The 18710-nt window shown below is 47.1% G+C and carries 17 protein-coding genes; 11 read left to right on the top strand and 6 right to left on the bottom strand.

Annotation, left to right across the window (positions count from 1 at the left end):
- Nucleotides 1-16: 16 nt before the first annotated feature.
- The 5 genes from gyrB to dnaA form a co-directional block, all read right to left on the bottom strand.
- Nucleotides 17-1942 (bottom strand): DNA topoisomerase (ATP-hydrolyzing) subunit B, encoded by a 1926-nt coding sequence (gene gyrB, locus EDD73_RS08790; RefSeq protein WP_243116850.1) that lies wholly within the window; start codon nt 1940-1942, stop codon nt 17-19.
- A gap of 99 nt (nt 1943-2041) precedes the next feature.
- Entirely contained in the window at nt 2042-2317 is a 276-nt protein-coding gene (gene remB, locus EDD73_RS08785; RefSeq protein WP_131919409.1) for an extracellular matrix regulator RemB, read from the bottom strand.
- 4 nt (nt 2318-2321) lie between these two features.
- The gene (recF, locus tag EDD73_RS08780; RefSeq protein WP_131919408.1) at nt 2322-3473 is read right to left on the bottom strand and encodes a DNA replication/repair protein RecF; all 1152 of its coding nucleotides are present in this window, start codon (nt 3471-3473) and stop codon (nt 2322-2324) included.
- Between the two features lie 3 nt (nt 3474-3476).
- Nucleotides 3477-4592 carry a DNA polymerase III subunit beta gene (dnaN, locus tag EDD73_RS08775; RefSeq protein ID WP_131919407.1) on the bottom strand — a complete coding sequence of 372 codons (1116 nt, stop codon included), beginning with the start codon at nt 4590-4592 and terminating at the stop codon, nt 3477-3479.
- A 224-nt stretch (nt 4593-4816) separates the two neighbouring features.
- Complete coding sequence (dnaA, locus tag EDD73_RS08770) at nt 4817-6169, bottom strand: chromosomal replication initiator protein DnaA (protein WP_131919429.1); 1353 nt, start codon at nt 6167-6169, stop codon at nt 4817-4819.
- 471 nt (nt 6170-6640) lie between these two features.
- On the opposite strand from dnaA, the gene rpmH reads away from it, so the two are divergent.
- The 11 genes from rpmH to EDD73_RS08715 all read left to right on the top strand — a co-directional run bounded on the left by rpmH (nt 6641) and on the right by EDD73_RS08715 (nt 17164).
- Nucleotides 6641-6775 carry a 50S ribosomal protein L34 gene (gene rpmH / locus EDD73_RS08765; protein ID WP_131919406.1) on the top strand — a complete coding sequence of 45 codons (135 nt, stop codon included), beginning with the start codon at nt 6641-6643 and terminating at the stop codon, nt 6773-6775.
- A 162-nt stretch (nt 6776-6937) separates the two neighbouring features.
- Entirely contained in the window at nt 6938-7339 is a 402-nt protein-coding gene (gene rnpA, locus EDD73_RS08760) for a ribonuclease P protein component (RefSeq protein WP_165876420.1), read from the top strand.
- Between the two features lie 29 nt (nt 7340-7368).
- The gene (gene yidD, locus EDD73_RS08755) at nt 7369-7557 is read left to right on the top strand and encodes a membrane protein insertion efficiency factor YidD (protein WP_243116853.1); all 189 of its coding nucleotides are present in this window, start codon (nt 7369-7371) and stop codon (nt 7555-7557) included.
- 81 nt (nt 7558-7638) lie between these two features.
- The gene (locus EDD73_RS08750) at nt 7639-8319 is read left to right on the top strand and encodes a YidC/Oxa1 family membrane protein insertase (RefSeq protein ID WP_243116849.1); all 681 of its coding nucleotides are present in this window, start codon (nt 7639-7641) and stop codon (nt 8317-8319) included.
- On the top strand, nt 8316-9326 hold the full coding sequence (gene jag / locus EDD73_RS15540) for an RNA-binding cell elongation regulator Jag/EloR (protein WP_131919403.1): 1011 nt from the start codon (nt 8316-8318) through the stop codon (nt 9324-9326). Before EDD73_RS08750 ends, jag begins: the two co-directional genes overlap by 4 nt.
- Nucleotides 9327-9443: 117 nt before the next feature.
- Entirely contained in the window at nt 9444-10838 is a 1395-nt protein-coding gene (gene mnmE / locus EDD73_RS08740; RefSeq protein ID WP_131919402.1) for a tRNA uridine-5-carboxymethylaminomethyl(34) synthesis GTPase MnmE, read from the top strand.
- 24 nt (nt 10839-10862) lie between these two features.
- Nucleotides 10863-12770, top strand: a complete 1908-nt coding sequence (gene mnmG / locus EDD73_RS08735) for a tRNA uridine-5-carboxymethylaminomethyl(34) synthesis enzyme MnmG (RefSeq protein WP_131919401.1) — start codon at nt 10863-10865, stop codon at nt 12768-12770.
- A gap of 14 nt (nt 12771-12784) precedes the next feature.
- The gene (gene rsmG, locus EDD73_RS08730) at nt 12785-13576 is read left to right on the top strand and encodes a 16S rRNA (guanine(527)-N(7))-methyltransferase RsmG (RefSeq protein ID WP_131919400.1); all 792 of its coding nucleotides are present in this window, start codon (nt 12785-12787) and stop codon (nt 13574-13576) included.
- 515 nt (nt 13577-14091) lie between these two features.
- Entirely contained in the window at nt 14092-14856 is a 765-nt protein-coding gene (locus EDD73_RS08725) for a ParA family protein (RefSeq protein ID WP_131919427.1), read from the top strand.
- A gap of 25 nt (nt 14857-14881) precedes the next feature.
- On the top strand, nt 14882-15901 hold the full coding sequence (locus EDD73_RS08720; protein WP_165876419.1) for a ParB/RepB/Spo0J family partition protein: 1020 nt from the start codon (nt 14882-14884) through the stop codon (nt 15899-15901).
- Nucleotides 15902-15955: 54 nt separating this feature from the next.
- Nucleotides 15956-17164, top strand: a complete 1209-nt coding sequence (locus tag EDD73_RS08715) for an aminotransferase class V-fold PLP-dependent enzyme (RefSeq protein ID WP_243116848.1) — start codon at nt 15956-15958, stop codon at nt 17162-17164.
- 160 nt (nt 17165-17324) lie between these two features.
- Here the strand turns inward: EDD73_RS08715 and larC are convergent, their stop codons facing one another.
- Entirely contained in the window at nt 17325-18698 is a 1374-nt protein-coding gene (gene larC, locus EDD73_RS08710) for a nickel pincer cofactor biosynthesis protein LarC (RefSeq protein WP_131919398.1), read from the bottom strand.
- Nucleotides 18699-18710 lie beyond the last annotated feature (12 nt).

Raw genomic sequence — 18710 nt, 5'->3', positions numbered from 1 at the left:
TTGGCATTGTCGATGATTACACATCCAAATTACGTACATAACGAGCATTTTGCTGAATAAAATCACGGCGCGGTTCCACACGATCGCCCATCAACGTCGTAAAGACATCATCAGCTTCGGCCGCACCTTCCATGGTCACTTGCATGATCGTCCGCGTCGCCGGATCCATCGTCGTTTCCCAAAGCTGCGTCGCATTCATTTCACCAAGGCCTTTGTAGCGCTGAATCGTAATCCCATCGCGACCGATCTTGGTCAGGTGACGATTTAACTCTTCGTCACTGTAAAAGTACTTGATATCGCGCCCTTTTTTCACCTGGTAAAGCGGCGGTTGCATGATATAAATATAACCTTTTTCCACCAAGGGTTTCATGTGGCGATAGAAGAAGGTCAGCAATAACGTGCGAATGTGACTGCCATCGACGTCGGCATCGGTCATGATACAAACCCGGTGATAACGGGCCTTGCTGATATCAAAATCTTCACCGATACCGGTGCCGAGCGCGGTAATAATCGCCCTGATTTCCTCGTTCGAGAGAATCTTATCGAGACGCGCTTTTTCTACGTTGAGAATCTTGCCTCGAATCGGCAAAATCGCTTGAAAACGGCGATCCCGTCCTTGCTTGGCACTGCCACCGGCGGAATCTCCTTCGACGATATACATTTCACAAAGCGACGGATCGCGCAGCGAACAATCGGCCAGTTTGCCCGGCAACGTAGTGGACTCCAAGGCGCTTTTCCGCCGCGTTAATTCCCGCGCTTTACGCGCGGCTTCCCGTGCCCGGAGCGCCATGACCGCTTTTTCGAGAATCCGTTTACCGACAGCCGGATGTTCTTCCAGATAAGTGCTTAAGCCTTCATTGACGGAAGAGTCCATAATGCTGCGTACTTCCGAGTTGCCCAGCTTGGTTTTGGTCTGCCCTTCAAACTGCGGTTCCCGGACTTTTACCGAGATCACCGCCGTCAAACCTTCACGAATATCTTCACCGGAAAGGTTGCTGTCATTTTCCTTGATCAGATTGAATCGGCGACCGTAATCATTGATAACCCGGGTCAACGCCGATTTAAATCCGGCTTCATGAGTGCCGCCTTCTTGAGTATGAATATTGTTGGCATACGATAAAATGTTTTCGTTATAGCCGTCATTATACTGCAGCGCCACTTCTACCTGTACGGTGTCTTTTTCCGCGGCAAAGTAAATCACTTTCGGGTGAAGCACGTCTTTGTTGCGGTTCAAATACTGCGCAAAATCAATAATGCCGCCGTCATGCTTAAAGACCGTTTCTTGTTCGGTGCGGCGATCGATCAAAGTGATCTTGACGTTTTTATTCAAAAAAGACAACTCACGCATACGCTGCGCCAGCGTCTCATAGTGATACTCTAACTCTTCAAAAATCGTTGAATCGGGCTTGAAGTGAATCATGGTACCGGTACTTTCGGCCGGACCAATCACCTTGAGTTCGGTCATGGTGACACCGCGTTCGTAGTGCTGCTCGTAGGTTTGACCGTTACGACGTACACGAACACATAATTTTTCCGAAAGGGCATTGACAACGGAAAGACCGACACCGTGCAAACCACCGGACACTTTATAACCTTCGCCGCCAAATTTACCGCCGGCGTGCAAAATGGTTAAGGCCACTTCTACGGCCGGTTTTTGCATCTTGGGATGAATATCAACGGGAATCCCCCGGCCGTTATCACTGACTTGGATGCTGTTATCTTCGTGGATAATCACTTCGATCGTGTCACAATAGCCGGCTAAGGCTTCATCGATGGAGTTATCCACAATTTCATAGACGAGGTGATGCAAGCCCCGGGAACTGGTCGACCCAATGTACATCCCTGGACGGCGACGAACGGCCTCTAATCCTTCCAGTACTTGTATCTGACTAGCATCATAGCGTTGATCAACTTGGCCGTTTGATGATATTTGATCCGCCACCCGAATACCCTCCATCCCTGTCTGACGGTAACTACACCGCACACAAATCTATTCTACAAAGATGTAGTATACCACAAAACAAAGCAATTGAGTTATTTTTTATCGTCCTTCATCCATGGCTTTGAGCATGGTGACGATATTGTTGCCCCGTTTCATCAAGGTCATCGAAGAAATGGGCGAGATATAGGCACGATGGCGAGTGACAATAAACGATTTTTCTTTTCCGGTCTCAGCAATATTTTTTACTTTTCCCGATTGGTCAAAGCTTTTGATAAACTCCTGCGTCGTATTGGCCTGAGCGGCACTTTCCAGATCAATGATCACCACAATATCGTCTTTGGGTACAACCACGTCGCTACCAAGATGCAAAAACATCCGCTCATCCTCCTTCCGGATCCCGTTGAATCTTACCTTCATAAACACGAAAAATCGCTGATTGTCGAATCAGCGCCTCCGGTAATGCTTGTAAATGAGTAGTGGTAATGATCACTTGAATCGGTTGTTGATTGAGTTCGGTCAACAGTTGCTCACGGCGCAACGGATCGAGCTCACTCATCACATCATCAAGCAATACGATGGGGGGTTCCTGACGGATGGACGCAATCAACTGAACTTCCGACAATTTCAAGGCCAAAGCAATACTGCGTTGCTGGCCTTGCGAAGCATAACTGCGGGCATCACGCCCGTTGAGATAAAGATTCAAGTCATCACGATGGGGACCGGTCAATGTGGTTTGGCGGAGAATTTCTTCTTCACGACTCATGGCCCAGTGACGCAAAATTGCCGTCGGCCAAGCCGCACGATCGGCAGGCAAGGGCAACGATGAACCGTAGGTGATCTCCAATTCTTCTTTACCGGCACTTAGGGAGCGATAAATTTGACGAGCCTTCGGAGCTAATCGCGCCACACCGTCTAAACGACGCGCCAATAAGGTGGCGCCGCACCGTGCCATTTGCTCATCCCAAAGTTCGATGTCATGGACCTTGGCCAATTGGTTACGAATTTGTTTCAGTAATGCATTGCGCTGCGATAGCATACGCTGGTAATGAACCAATACCTGATGATAGGCCGGACTGGCTTGACTTAGTTCCCGATCAAGAAAACGCCGCCGCTGGCCTGGTGAACCTTTCACCAACGATAAGTCTTCCGGTGAAAAAACAACCGTATTCACTGTCTGGGCCAGTTCATTCATCCGTTTGAGCTTACGCCCGTTGACGCGCGCCCATTTACGCTGCTGGCCAAAAGCTAATTCCACCGTCGTCGCCGGGAGATCCGGCGAGGTAGCAGCACCGTTACCCGCCGCTGGCCTTCCTTGGGCCACAATCCGATAAAAAGCCGCTTGCCACTTCACCATTTCGGCATCTTTGGCGTCACGGTGCGATCCGGCACCGCTTAATAAGGTAACGGCTTCCAATAAATTGGTTTTTCCTTGACCATTGGGACCGACAAAAATATTAACGCCTGGCTGCAAATCAACAGCCATTTCCGCATAATTACGAAACTGTGTCAGTTCCAATCGCTGGATTTTCATGGATTATACCGTGCGCACAGGCACAATCAAATAAAGATAGCGCTCATCTTGCAGCGGACGCAAAACCCCTGGCACCAGTGTACCTGACAAATCTAAATAGACTTGATCGCCGCCGATGACCCGCAATGCTTCTTGTAGATAACGATAATTAAAGGCAATGGGGATAGGTTCACCTTGCATATCGATCCACACTTCTTCATAGATGTGGCCCACTTCCGGTGAATTGGAGCGAATTTGCAGGGAATCTTTATCCATGGACAGCTTAACGATATTCGATCCTTCTTTACCGATCGAAGCCAAGGACGCACGATCCACGGCTTCCGAAAGCGCTTTGACCGAAATGGTTATCCTCGTTTTCCACTCCCTGGGGATTACTTGTTGATACTTGGGATATTGTCCATCAATGATGCGTAAAATGACACGTAAGCGATCAGCCTCGAGCAATACTTGCGACGAAGTCATGATCATGTGCAGTTCCTGATCATCGTCATCGAGCAGTTTGGCCACATCAGATAAGGTTTTCCCGTGCAAAATCAGTTGACGGGGCTCGGCGATTTGTTGGTGAACCACTTCACCGACGAGCATCGCTAACCGATGGGTATCCGTAGCTACCCATCGCAATCCATCAGGATGAAAATCCCAGAGAACACCGGTAAACCAAGGCCGTGCTTCATCGGTCGAAGCTGCAAAAGAAACTAATCGAGTCATTTCCTTGAAATTACTGGCTTTGAGGGTCACGCGATCACCATCAAGGATGGTCGGTAATAAGGGAAACTCTTGCGGATTCATCGTATTTAAGGTGACTTCGGAGCCATGATAACGTACTTTAAGCGCTGCATGGTCACCGGCTGTGGAAAACATCACCGGAGAATCAGGCAAACGGCGCACCATTTCATTGAAAACACGAGCGTTAACCACAGTGGCACCGGATTGATTGGTCTGTACAGGAATTTTATATTCAATACCAATTTCCATGTCTGTTGCCACCAAGCGTAATACATGATCATTGGTTTCCATGTAGATACCGCTTAACACGGGGATTTGTGGTTTCGATGATACAGCTCGAATCACTGCGTTAACACCTTCAAGTAATTCCGGACGGGAACAGGTAAATTCCATCAAAATACCTCCTTGCGGGTAGGTGGATAACCGGTAAATCGGCGCCCCAAAATAAAAAAGGAGACACTACAAAGCAAATGGTGCTCCTTCTCTCTCTCTCTTTTAAAAAGATCGTCGTAGTAGTAGGGAGCGTGAATATGTGGAAAAGTAGATAAAACCCTGATGGTGTATCTGTTTGTAATGTGGATAACTTTGTTGATAACTAGGGTTATCGGGGGATAACTTTAGGATTGTTCGATTTTTTCCTTTAACAATTGAATGGTCATAGCGAGTTGAGGATTTTCAGAGATATCTTTTGATACTTTTTCATAAGCATGCATGACCGTAGTATGGTCACGGCCGCCAAATTCTTCCCCAACCTTCGGCAAGGAGATATCCATCATTTCACGGGCCAGGTACATCGCGATTTGTCGAGGAAACGCAACTTCACGGGTGCGTTTTTTTGCTTTTAAGTCTTCAATTTGCAGACCGTAATGAAGGGATACGGCTTTTTGAATGTCGATGATCGTAATCGGTTTCGTCCGTTGTGACGGCATCAGGTTACGCAGCGTTTCTTCCGCCAGTTCTACCGTCATCGGTTTACCGGCCATCGAAGCAAAAGCCATGACGCGATTTAAGGCGCCTTCGAGCTCCCGAATGTTTGATTGAATTTTATTGGCGATAAAGGCCATGATTTCATTCGGAACATCTAATTGTTCCAAAATGGTTTTTTTGCGCAAAATAGCGATCCGCGTTTCTAAATCGGGCGGATGAATATCGGTGATCAATCCCCATTCAAAGCGGCTGCGCAACCGGTCTTCCAGCGTGGGAATTTCTTTTGGCGGGCGGTCGGAGGAGATGATGATCTGTTTGGTTGATTCGTGGAGTTCGTTAAAAGTGTGGAAAAATTCTTCTTGCGTACGTTCTTTATTCGCTAAAAATTGAATATCATCGATCAATAGTACATCGATGTTGCGATAGCGGTTGCGAAACTCAACGGTTTTATCGTCACGGATCGCGTTGATCAGTTCATTGGTGAATTTTTCGGACGATACATATAAAACCCGTGCTTGCGGTCGTTGGCCGATAACGTGATGACCGATTGCTTGCATGAGATGGGTTTTCCCTAATCCCACGCCGCCATAAATAAAAAGCGGGTTATAGGCGCGGGCCGGCGCTTCGGCGACGGCCAGGGAAGCAGCATGAGCAAAGCGGTTGGAATTGCCGACCACGAAGGTATCAAAGGTATATTTCGGATTTAACGGCGGCGGTATGTAATCATCGTTTTGGATCTGTCGTCGCAGCGGATCAGCCATGATCTTGGTATCTTGGCTGGGCGAAATAAAGCGGGCCTGCACGGTCTCCCCAAGTACCGTGTTTAAGGAGTTGCGAATCAACGTGGCATAGCTTTTTTCCAGCCAATCTCGCGCCAGGTCGTTGGGCACACGAATAAAAGCCTCGCCGTTGTGAATCGAAACGAGATGGGTGTTTTTGAGCCAAGTGTCGAAACTGGCTGGGTTTAATTCCTGTTTCAAGATCTCCAGGGTTTGTTGCCAAATCCCGGTTAAAGGCGTCTGTGTCACAGGACGTACCTCCATATCCGGTTGTTTTATCATTTGTCCACTTACTATCCCCGATTTTATACAACCAAGCATCCCTGGTGCAGTCAGCATTTTTTGTACTTGATGATGAGATTTTCCCCAATCCATGGCGATTGTGATCAACAATTTCTGTGTATAACTAGAGAATGGCCATTATTGACCTGTGGTCCTTGTCGAAGGTCTGGGGATTACGTCATCAAATCATGCACGTTTCGTCCACAGCTTGTGGATGACTAACGTAAAAATCGTGGAAAAATGCGATGTCTGCTGTTGTGGATAAGGCTTATCCACAATTGTACCTTCTTGTCGAGTTATCCACAAGTACGTTTCTGTCAAAAAATTAATCGATACACCCGGATGCGTTGCTTGACTTTTGATTGCTTTTCCACCTATAATATTTCTGATTGCGACTTCATGGTCACGATGGCCTTGTGGATAGCAGAAGCAGCAATGAAGGGGGTGTTCGTTTTGAAACGTACCTATCAACCGAAAAACCGTAAGCATAAACGGGTGCACGGCTTTCTCAGCCGCATGAGTACCCCAAATGGCCGCAACGTCCTGAAGCGGCGTCGTGCGAAAGGAAGAAAAGTACTCAGTGCATAAGGCCGCTTCGGTGGCCTTCGTTTTTTTATGACTGATTATCCCTTCCGTGTAATGAAGTACATCTACGTAAGTTACACAAGCTAAGACCGGGTGATGCCTTCGTAAGATTCACTTATGTTGGCATAACTCGGCTTTTTTTCGGATATACTTGCTGTTATGGGGGTGTTTTCTTTGCTTCCCCGTACTTTCCGCTTACGTCGCAATCAAGATTTTCAAAAAGTGTACCAGCGGGGCCAATCCATTGGTGGCCGTTATGTGGTGCTCTATCGTTTGCATCATCAGGGAACGGCAATTTCCTCAAAGGTGAAAGATAAAATCGGGTTCTCTCCTGCCTTGGGACAACGTTTTGGTTTTTCTGTTTCATCCAAAGTCGGTAATGCGGTTACGCGCAATTACATTAAGCGGGTATTTCGCGCCATCTGCCGCCGTCATGCCCCGCATATTGCAAAAAATCATGATATTATTTTAATTGCGCGCCATAAAATAAAAGGAATTCATTTTGAGCAAGTCGAACAAGATATTGTTCGTCTCTTGAAAAGGGGTAAGTTATGGGTGGAGGATTGAAGAGCGTGCGAATCGTTGATGGATTGATCATGCCGATTCGTTTTTATCAACGCTATATCTCTCCCCTGCGCGGGCCTTCTTGTCGCTTTTTTCCGACATGTTCTCAATATGCCATCGATGCATTACAAAAATATGGTGTGGTCCGTGGCACGATCAAGGCGATAGGACGGATTTTGCGGTGTCATCCTTTTCATCCAGGTGGATATGACCCTGCGTAAGCATGCTTTTCCGGTCCCATAGGCTAAGGGGCAATGGCATGAAATACATAAGGGATCACGCTGAAGGAGGACTGCTCAACCTTGTGGGATCAGTTCGTTGGTGGATTTACAAAGCTCATTGAGTGGTTTTATACACTTACGGTGAGCATGGGTGTGCCAAGCTATGCGCTGGCGATTATCCTTATTACCATTGTCGTTAAGATAGCCTTATATCCCTTGACGGCAAAACAAATGAAGTCCATGCGGGCGATGGCCGAGCTGGCACCCAAACAAAAAGCATTGCAAGAGCGCTATAAGAAAGATCCGCAAAAACAACAAGAAATGATGATGGAACTCTATAAGGAGCATGGGATCAATCCACTGAGCGGTTGCTTACCCTTGCTTCTTCAGTTTCCGATTTTGATTGCTTTTTACAACGCTTTGATGCATTTGCAGTACACCGTACCGGAACATGCCGGTTTTATTTGGCTATTGAATTTATCAGATCCCGATCCGGCACACATTTTGCCGGTATTAGCGGGGGTAACCACCTATATCCAGATGAAAGTATCAACAACACCTTCATCCGGATCCAATGCCCAAGCGGAACAAACGCAAAAGTTAATGACTTATTTTATGCCCTTTATTATCGGCTACATGGCCATGAACTTTGCTGCAGGACTGGCGTTATACTGGGTGACGTTTAACACAGCCGGTATAGTCCAACAACTCTTCATCAATCGGAGCTTTAAAATCCAGAAGGGAGAGAAAGCGGCCGGATGATCCAACCTATCAGCATCGAAAAAACAGCTCGAACAGTTGAGGAAGCACTTCGTGCTGCTCTCGATGAACTTCAAGTTGAGCAAAATGATGTAGAGGTTCAAGTTATTGAAGAAGCTTCGAAAGGTTTTCTAGGTTTTATCGGCGGACGTCCTGCTCGAGTGCTTGTCACGGTAAAACCGGATGCCGTACGGGATGCAGTACGTTTTTTGCGTGATGTTTTTCAAAGGATGGACGTTACGGCGGAGATCCAGACGGAATGGCGCGATAAAAATCTGTTGATTCAGTTTGTCGGTGATGATCTGGGGATTTTGATCGGCCGTCGCGGCGATACGTTAGATGCATTGCAATATTTGACGAACTTGGTGGTCAATCGAGCATTAGATGGTCATGTGCGGATTGTCTTGGATGTGGAAAATTATCGCCAGCGCCGTGAGGAAACACTGGTGCGGTTAGCCAAGCGTTTGGCCGATAAAGCCAAGCGTACAGGCACTCGAGTTGTGTTGGAACCGATGAGTCCGCAGGAACGGCGCATCATTCATACGACATTACAAGAGGATGATCGTATTTCCACCCATTCGGAGGGGGAAGATCCTTTTCGTAAGGTTGTCATCATTCCGAAAAATCCGGCTCGTCGTATGCGCAGTAATGATTCGGATGCAATGAAAACCAATTTGAAGTCCGATCGCGGAGCAACCCGCACCGGTGGACGTAAGTCTTTTTCTGATGAAAAGATCAAAACCACCGGCGATCATCAATGGGCCAATCGCTCATCCGATCGTCACGATGGTCGCCCGGATCAAACAGAAATCGATGGCAATCAAAAGGAAGAAAAAGAATCAACTCGTCAATTTGGTAATTACGGTAATCTGCGTCCCGGAGCGAATAAACGTGATTATCGTATGCCTCGCCCATTCAGTGGGAATACCAAAATTTCACGAGGTGCTACTCCATTAAGTACGGTAGCAGCCAAGGAAAGCGATAAAGAAGAACCTCAAGATAACGATTAGTGTCATACGAATGGGTAACCATTGGGGAAATATATGAATTGATCAAAAAGCGCTTCGGCGCTTTTTTTCCTATCTACGTTTTTCTTGAGGACGTTGAAAAAGTAAGGAGTGAATGGCTTGTACAATGATACGATTGTTGCTATTGCCACTGCCTTAGGGGCCGGTGGTATCGGCATCGTTCGCATAAGTGGTCCCGATGTGCGATTGATCGTTTCACAAATTTTTCGGCCACGCTATGCAGGAACACCGGATACATGGGCAAGTCACACACTTCATCTTGGGGGGGTTATACGTCCCAGCGACGGACAAGTGATCGATGAAATTTTATTGGCATGGATGAAAGGGCCGCGAACGTATACCACGGAAGATGTGGCCGAATTTCACTGCCATGGCGGTTCAGTAGCGGTTCGGGAAGTGATGGCCCTGGTGCTGGCTTGCGGTGCTCGCCCAGCCGAGCCCGGTGAGTTTACCCGACGGGCTTTTCTTGGTGGACGGCTTGATCTGGCGCAGGCGGAAGCAGTGCTGGATGTGATCAATGCCAAGACCAAGGATGGATTAGCAGTAGCTGTTGGACAACTTCGGGGGAAGCTATCAGAACGGATTACGGCACTACGGGCTCGCCTGCTGCCAATCATGGCTCATTTGGAAGCAATGATCGATTTTCCCGAAGAAGATCTGCCTGATTTGGACATTGCCCAGACGATCACCGAATTAGCTGCGGTGCGCAAAGAATTGGTTGAGCTCATTCGCCGCGCTGATACGGGCCAGGTGTTACGGGAAGGTTGGAAAACGGTGATCGCCGGTCTTCCGAATGTGGGAAAATCAAGTTTGCTTAACGCGTTATTAAATGAACAACGAGCGATTGTTACTGATATTCCCGGCACAACCCGTGACGCGATTGAGGAGTTTATTGACTTGCAAGGAATTCCTTTGCGTTTGGTCGATACGGCCGGTTTACGTGAAACCGATGATCCGATCGAACAAATCGGCGTAGAAAAAACCCAGCAGTATCTGGCCAACTCCGATCTTGTCTTGCTGGTACTCGATGCTTCGAGACCCTTACTTCCGGAAGAAAGAAGCCTGATTGAATCCTTTGGTGAGCGGCCTATGGTCGTTTTGCTTAATAAATTTGATCTGGTTGATCATTATGACGATGAGCAGCGTCTTCGTGATCTCGTTCCGCAAGCGGATATTGTGCCTCTGTCAGCACGTACTGGTTGGGGACTCGATCAACTGGCCGAGGTGCTTCGTCGGCGGGTCTTTGCATTGAATGAAGATACGGCGATGGTGGAGCGCGATCTGTGGATCACGCGGTTACGTCATCGAGATTCGTTAGTGAAAGCACAGGATTTTCTTGCGCAAGCAGAACGCGATTTTCGTCAAGGAACGGCACCTGATTTTATCACCATCGATCTGCGTGGTGCCTGGGAGGTATTAGGCGAGATTACCGGTGAAACGGCTTCGACTGATTTGCTGGATCAGATCTTTGCTTCTTTTTGTATTGGTAAGTGACGTAGCTGGATAGGAGTTTATACGATGAATTTCAATGCGGGTAACTATGATGTGATTGTCATCGGTGCCGGTCATGCTGGTTGTGAAGCCGCCTTAGCTGCGGCCCGTATGGGTTGCCGGACCTTAATCATTACCATCAGTTGGGACAATGTCGCTTTGATGCCTTGTAATCCTTCCATTGGCGGACCGGCCAAAGGTCATTTGGTACGGGAAGTGGATGCCTTGGGTGGTGAGATGGGCAAAGCGGCTGATGCGACGGCGATTCAAATCCGTATGCTTAATACAGGCAAAGGCCCGGCAGTGCATGCGTTACGGGCGCAGGCTGATAAAAAAGCTTATCAGCGGTACATGACCGGTATCCTGGAGAATCAAGATCGCCTTGACGTCCGGCAAGGCATGGTCGAGGACATCTTGTTTGACGATCACCGTGTCACCGGTGTGCGGTTACAAACGGGCGCTGTCTTTACGGCACCGGCGGTGATCGTCACGACTGGTACCTACTTGCGTGGACGGGTGATTATCGGTGATTTGGCTTATGCCGGCGGGCCGAACGGTTATTTTCCTTCGATGGAGCTAAGTGCTTCGTTACAAAAAGCCGGTGTGAAAATGGGACGGTTCAAAACAGGCACACCGGCGCGCATTGACGGACGGACGATTGATTTTTCGAAATTGATTGAGCAACCCGGTGATGATGTCCCGTTACGGTTTTCGTTTTTATCGCCCCATCAACAACGGCGGCAGATCTCTTGCTGGTTAGCCTATACGACTAAAGAGACCCATGAGATTATCCGTAATAATCTGCATCGGTCTCCTTTGTATTCCGGTGTGATCGAAGGGACCGGTCCTCGCTATTGCCCTTCTATCGAAGATAAAGTGGTGCGCTTTGCTGATAAGGAAGCCCATCAAGTGTTTATCGAGCCTGAAGGTGACGGATCGCATGAAATGTACATTCAAGGAATGTCCACTTCATTACCGGAAGATGTGCAATTGGCAATGCTTCGTTCCATTGTGGGATTGGAAAAGGTAAAGATCATCCGACCTGCTTATGCGATTGAGTATGATTATGTTGACCCTACACAGTTGCTGCTCTCGTTGGAACATGGTCAACTTAAGGGGCTTTTTTGTGCCGGGCAAATCAACGGTACATCCGGTTATGAGGAAGCAGCGGCGCAAGGGTTGATGGCCGGTATCAATGCGGCGTTAGCGGTGACCAACCGGGAACCACTGATCCTCAAACGTTCGGAAGCCTATATCGGTGTATTGATCGATGACTTGGTGACGAAAGGTGTTATGGATCCCTACCGGATGTTGACGTCCCGCGCGGAGTACCGCTTATTGCTTCGTCAGGATAACGCCGATCAACGGTTAACGGAAATCGGCCATCGTATTGGTTTAGTTGATGAACAGCGGATGCAACGCTTACGTACAAAGTTAGCGATGATTGATGAGTTGAGAAATCGCTGGCAAAAAACAGTCGCTACATCGGCTCATCAACCGTTGAACGAACTGCTTAAAGCCAAGTCGACAGCATCCTTAACACGAGGTGTTTCACTTTTTGACTTATTGCGCCGGCCGGAGTTAACTTATGCTGAGCTGTTGCCCATTTTTCAATCGCTATACAACGCGGATGACGGCTCCGTTTCGGAGGAAATTGATCAGGAAGTGGCCGAACAAATTGAGATTATGGCGAAGTTCGAAGGATACTTGCAAAAGCAAGCCCAGCAGGTAGAGCGTTTTAATAAATTAGAAACAAAGCGCTTACCGCCTGATCTCAATTATCATGATGTGGTGGGATTATCGGCTGAGGCAAGACAAAAATTAGCGGACCGTAAACCCACTTCGATCGGACAAGCCACACGTATCTCCGGTGTTAATCCGGCTGATATCAATGTGTTGCTTGTTTATCTGGAACAACGGCGACGGCAGCGGTAAAGGAGGCTTTTGAATTGGATAAAGAAAAAGCGGCCAAAAAAACTGCTTGGACCAACGAAGAATGGACACAGTTTCATTCTGTACTTACCCAAAGCCTTGGTGCTTGGTCGTTAGCATTAACAGATCAACAAAAAGATCAAGTACAGCACTACATTCAACAGATGCTGCAAATCAATGGCGTCATGAACCTGACGGCCATCACTGATCCGGCTGGTGTAGCTGAAAAACACATCGCCGATTCATTAAGTTTGCTTACCTTACCGCTTAATAAAGCGATTAACGAATTGATCAATACCGATCAATTGTCTGTAGCCGATATGGGAACCGGTGCCGGCTTTCCGGGGTTGCCACTGGCGATCGTTCGTCCTCAATGGCACGTCAGTTTAATGGATTCCTTACAAAAACGGTGTCGCTTTCTTACGGATGTGAAGGATCAACTGGGTTTAGCGAATGTATCTGTATATAGTGGCCGTGCCGAAGAAATCGGGCAACAAGAAAAGCACCGAGCGAAATATAATCTCGTACTTTCCCGAGCTGTAGCGCGTATGTCTGTCTTAAATGAGTATTGCCTTCCCCTTCTCAAGACTGGCGGAATGTTCGTCGCTTTCAAAGGGCCAGATGGAGAAAGTGAACTTCTCGAGGCCGAACGTTCGATCGCATTGTTAGGTGCAAAATTAGTAGCCGTTCATACGTTATCGTTGCCGCTGTCGGGCGATCAACGAACGATGATTATCTTACAGAAGATCAAAACCACGCCATCGCTTTATCCCCGTAAGCCCGGTATTCCGGCCAAGCAACCTCTTTAAAAATGTTCCACGTGGAACATCAAGAAGGTCAAGGAAAGGCAATGTTCCACGTGGAACATCAAGAAAGTCAGAGAAAGGCAATGTTCCACGTGGAACATCAAGAAAGTCAGAGAAAGGCAATGTTCCACGTGGAACATCAAGAAAGTCAGGGAAAGACAATGTTCCACGTGGAACATTGATATGTAATTTTATGTACGTCTTGGTTTTTGAAATATTGGAGGAAAATTAGGCGGCGTAGAATCGTTTTTAAGGCTAGGAAAAAAAAGAGTCAAGGTGATTACCTTTGGACAGGGTGAAATCGAAATTCACCCTGTTTTTTTGCCTTTTACGGCATGGTGGGAAATTTTTAAAATCGATACTCCCTATGAGCAGGGAGGACTCTGTTTTGTCACGTTGAATTGAAAAAGTAATGATCGATTTTTTGCCAATATCGCGAAATGGTCATGTATAATCGATACTATTAAAGCGATGTACCGGAGGTACATTAAATTTTCGGAAATTAGGTGGTGATTATCATCGGACAGATTATTGCAATTGCCAATCAAAAAGGCGGGGTTGCCAAAACTACAACGGCTGTGAATCTTAGCGCATGTTTGGCCGAGGTAGGAAAAAAAGTGTTGCTAGTCGATATGGATCCGCAAGGAAACGCCTCCAGTGGCCTCGGCGTTGATAAACTATCGTTGACATGTTGCATTTACGATGTCTTAATCAATTCTGCTCCGATGCGCTCAGTGATTGTATCTACCCAAATCAAGGGATTAGATATCGCTCCATCGACGATACAATTGGCTGGGGCAGAAATCGAACTTGTTGCTGAAATCTCACGGGAATTAAAGTTAAAGCGTGCGCTGGAATCGATTGTTGATCGTTATGATTATATCATTATCGATTGTCCTCCATCGCTCGGACTATTAACTTTAAACTCACTAACAGCAGCTGACCTCTTATTAATTCCCATTCAGTGTGAATATTATGCATTGGAAGGCCTAGGACAATTGATGAATACGATCAAATTAGTTCAGCGCCATCTCAATGCGGAATTATCCATCTTAGGTGTATTGCTTACGATGTTTGACGTTCGAACCAATTTATCATCGCAAGTTTCAGAAGAGGTAAAAAAATATTTTAACGATAAGGTTTTTTCTACGGTAATTCCTCGTAACATACGTCTATCAGAAGCGCCCAGTCATGGCCAACCGATTATTCTTTATGACACTCGCTCCCGAGGTGCAGAAGTCTATCGACAATTGGCAAAGGAAGTGACTGAACGTGGCTACTAAGAGCCATCGTGGGTTAGGCAAAGGATTGCAAGCACTGATCCCTGAAGAAACAAGACCGGAGAACAAAGAAGATGATTCTAAGAAACTTCGCATTGTTCCACTGTCTTCCATTGAACCGAATCCAGATCAACCGCGTAAACATTTTGATCAAGAAGCTCTCGAAGAATTGTCCAAGTCGATTCAAGAGCATGGTATTATCCAACCCCTTGTAGTACGGCCGATTGATCAAAATCGCTTTCAGTTAGTTGTTGGCGAACGGCGTTGGCGGGCCAGTCATTTAGCAGGGCTCGAAAGTGTACCGGTAGTTGTACGTGATTGGGACGATCAAAAAACGGCAGAGATTTCGTTAATTGAAAATATTCAACGGCGCGATCTTAATCCCTTAGAAGAAGCACTGGCTTTTCGTTCTTTATTAAATGACTTTCATTTAACACAAGAACAACTTGCCGTCCGGGTAGGAAAAAGTCGTTCGTATATCACCAATTCATTACGACTGTTGCAGTTGCCCGTGAAATTACAACAATATCTTGTGGATGCTGTGCTGACCATGGGCCACGCCAAAGCGATTCTTGCACTGCAAAATCAACAAGATCAAAATGATCTGGCCGATGAAGTCATTGATAAAGGCTTAAATGTCCGTCAAACTGAAGAGTTGGTTAAATGCTGGAATCAGCCTATGCAGTCGGTTACATTGGTTCAAGAAACGCAGCAACAAGTGGCTTCTACGAACCAAGAGCCATTGGCTAATCATCAAGCGAATCTACAGCAAGTACCGGTGATACGTCACACGAAAAAAACAATTCTGTTTAGCAGCGATGAACAACCAAAGACAACGAAGGTTGATTCTGCAACCCAATCGGCATTGGAAGCGAATCCAGAAGATCATGCCGTGACTGAAATGGCCGAGCGGTTACGTTCTTGGTTAAAAACCGCCGTAAAAATCAAATCACAAGGTCAACAAGGCCATATCGAGATATCTTTTTACAGCCACGAAGATTTGCAACGAATCATCGATAGCTTAATGCTACAAGATAATCGATACTAACAAACAATGTTCCACGTGGAACATCGGTAAGGTCAAGGAAAGGCAATGTTCCACGTGGAACATCGAAGGTCAAAGAAAGGCAGTGTTCCACGTGGAACATCAGGAGAGATAGAATTGATATATTTAGATAACGCAGCTACTTCATGGCCCAAACCCAATCAAGTGTGGGATGAAATAACTCGCGTTGGTAAAACCTTTGGCGCAAACCCCGGTAGGGGGGGGCACCGCATGGGAATTGATGTGTCTCGTTTAATTTACGAGGTACGCACAAAAGTAGCGCGACTATTTCATTTCCCCAATCCATTACGCGTAGTTTTTACAAACAATGCAACAGAAGCAATTAATATATCCCTTTTTGGCTTGCTACAACCAGGTGATCACGTAATAACGACAAGTATTGAACATAATGCTATGATTCGACCACTGATGGCTTTGCGACAGACGGGCGTAGAAGTGACGTTTCTACAAGGTGATCAATATGGACGGATTCACCCTGAAGAAGTAAAGCAAGCATGCCAAAAAAACACCAAATTGCTGGCCTTCGCTCATGGCTCAAATGTCATCGGTACCGTGCAGGACGTGGAGCAATTAGCCAAGCAAGCCAAAGAACTGGGATTGTATGTAATGGTCGATGCTGCGCAAACAGCCGGACTACTACCCATCGATATGCAACGTTGGGGAATTGATCTTCTGGCATTTCCCGGTCATAAAGGTTTATATGGTCCCCAAGGGATAGGTGGTCTTTGCATCGGTGATGATCTCCATTTGAAACCGCTGGTCTATGGCGGTACGGGAAGTCAAAGCGAACGTGAAGAGCAACCCGAGCATTATCCTGATCGTCTGGAAAGCGGTACGCTGAATACGCCAGGCATCGCCGGTTTGGGGGAAGGTATCGCCTTTATCGAAAAAATCGGTATCCGTACTATGATGAAACGTGAAGAAGAACTGATTCAGCGCTTAATGGATCAGCTTAACCAAAACAAAGCGATTCGTATCTATGGACCTCCGGCAGGAGAAAACAGAACACCTGTTGTATCCATCACCATTGATGGTGTTGAAGTCAATGCGATCGGCTTTATCCTAGATCAAGTTTACCAAATTGCTGTTCGAGCCGGGTTACATTGTGCCCCGCAAGCGCACCGGCGGATTGGAACTTTACCGGAGGGGACGGTTCGCATCAGTCCCAGTTACTTTACGACCGAAGAAGAAATTGACCAAGTCGCGAAAGCATTACACGAAATCACAGCAGAAAAGCGTACCTGATACAGGTACGCTTTTCTGTGCCTTGATGACCTAATCATCTTAAAAATTTATGGCGATTGTCATCCAACCCTTTATTTTACAAAACAAATCCTTTAGAATAGAGAAATACCAAAGCTTTTCCCTTTATCTTTCCCATTCCATATCACCGCAGCATGAACGGTTAATGAGAAGATTCGCGAAGACAAAAGGCCTGATCAAAAGCATATTTGGCAGCCTGATAGATCGTCGAAAGCGGAAGTTGATGCTGCTGAGCCCGTTGAAGAACATCTTCGAATTCCGGTTGTGCCTGGAGCAACTGTTTTCCCAGCCAGCCTCGCTTAATCCGTACCGTTCCGTAATCTGTCGTGACATCAACCCAATCGCGAAGTAAATACGTACGTTGTTCTGAACGACAACGAATACCGAAGGTTGTTGACTCAGCAAACAAGCATTTTAGAAGTTGATTCCGGTCACGAGGCAGTGAGACAAGAGTCAGAACAAAACTGGGCCGTCCTTTTTTAGTTACCGACGGTTGGCATTGCACATCGAGCGCGCCTGCCTGTAATAAATGTTCCATCAGCGGGGGAAGCCATTGTGGATTGATATCATCGAGAGAAGTCGTAATCACATCAACCGTTTCCCAAGGGAGTTCACCGTCTGCGCCCGATTCCAACTCATGACCCTGGTCGTGGTTATCGCTAGCATGGCTATGATGGCGGTGATGATGATTGACTTCATGCCCGTGCCCATGACGATGCTGTTGCTGTTGTTGGCCCGGATGATCAACCAGCACCTTTTGACCGTTTGGTGGAGATTTTTTTTCAGAATGATGGAATTGGATCAAACGCAATACGTTGGGCCGATCGCCACCATCACGGCTACCGGCACCATAACCAATTCGCAGAGGCCGGATCGGCAAAGATGACGGAAGCGGTGTCCCAAGGGTCGTCGCGATTGCCGCGCCCGTCGGGGTTACCAATTCACCGTCGCCATGGCCAAAAATCACCGGAAAATCACGAACAAGTTCAGCCGTCGCCGGTGCAGGAACCGGCATTAAGCCATGAGCGCAACGAACCGTTCCGGAACCAAGCGGCAACGGTAAAAGATAAATGGTTTTGACCCCGAGATAGTGCAGGCACCAACAGGTACCAACAATGTCGATGATCGCATCAACAGCACCGACCTCATGAAAATGAACATGATCAACAGAGCAACCATGAACGTGAGCCTCGGCTTCCGCAAGCCGCTGAAAAATGTGCGATGCTTGTTCTTTGACCGGGCACGGTAAGGATGAACCATCAATGATAGCAAGCACATCTTGAAGATGACGATGCGGTTGGGGATCATCATGAAGCGTCACAGTTACCTTCGTAGCATGTAAGCCACGCAAAGAAACGGCATGGCTTTCCAGTTGATAGCCCGTAAGCCCTAAACCGGTTATCGCTTCCATGAACGATTCCCAAGGAACCCCCAGATCGATCAACGCACCAAGCCACATATCCCCGGAAAGACCCGATACAGGATCGACGAGCAAAGAAGAAATCGATGAGGTCATCAAAGGATCTCC

Origin of the sequence: Heliophilum fasciatum (genome assembly GCF_004341395.1) — a bacterium.
Classification (GTDB): domain Bacteria; phylum Bacillota; class Desulfitobacteriia; order Heliobacteriales; family Heliobacteriaceae; genus Heliophilum; species Heliophilum fasciatum.
The sequence above is the reverse complement of the archived record's forward strand: the minus strand, read 5'-3'. Positions and strand labels throughout refer to the sequence as shown.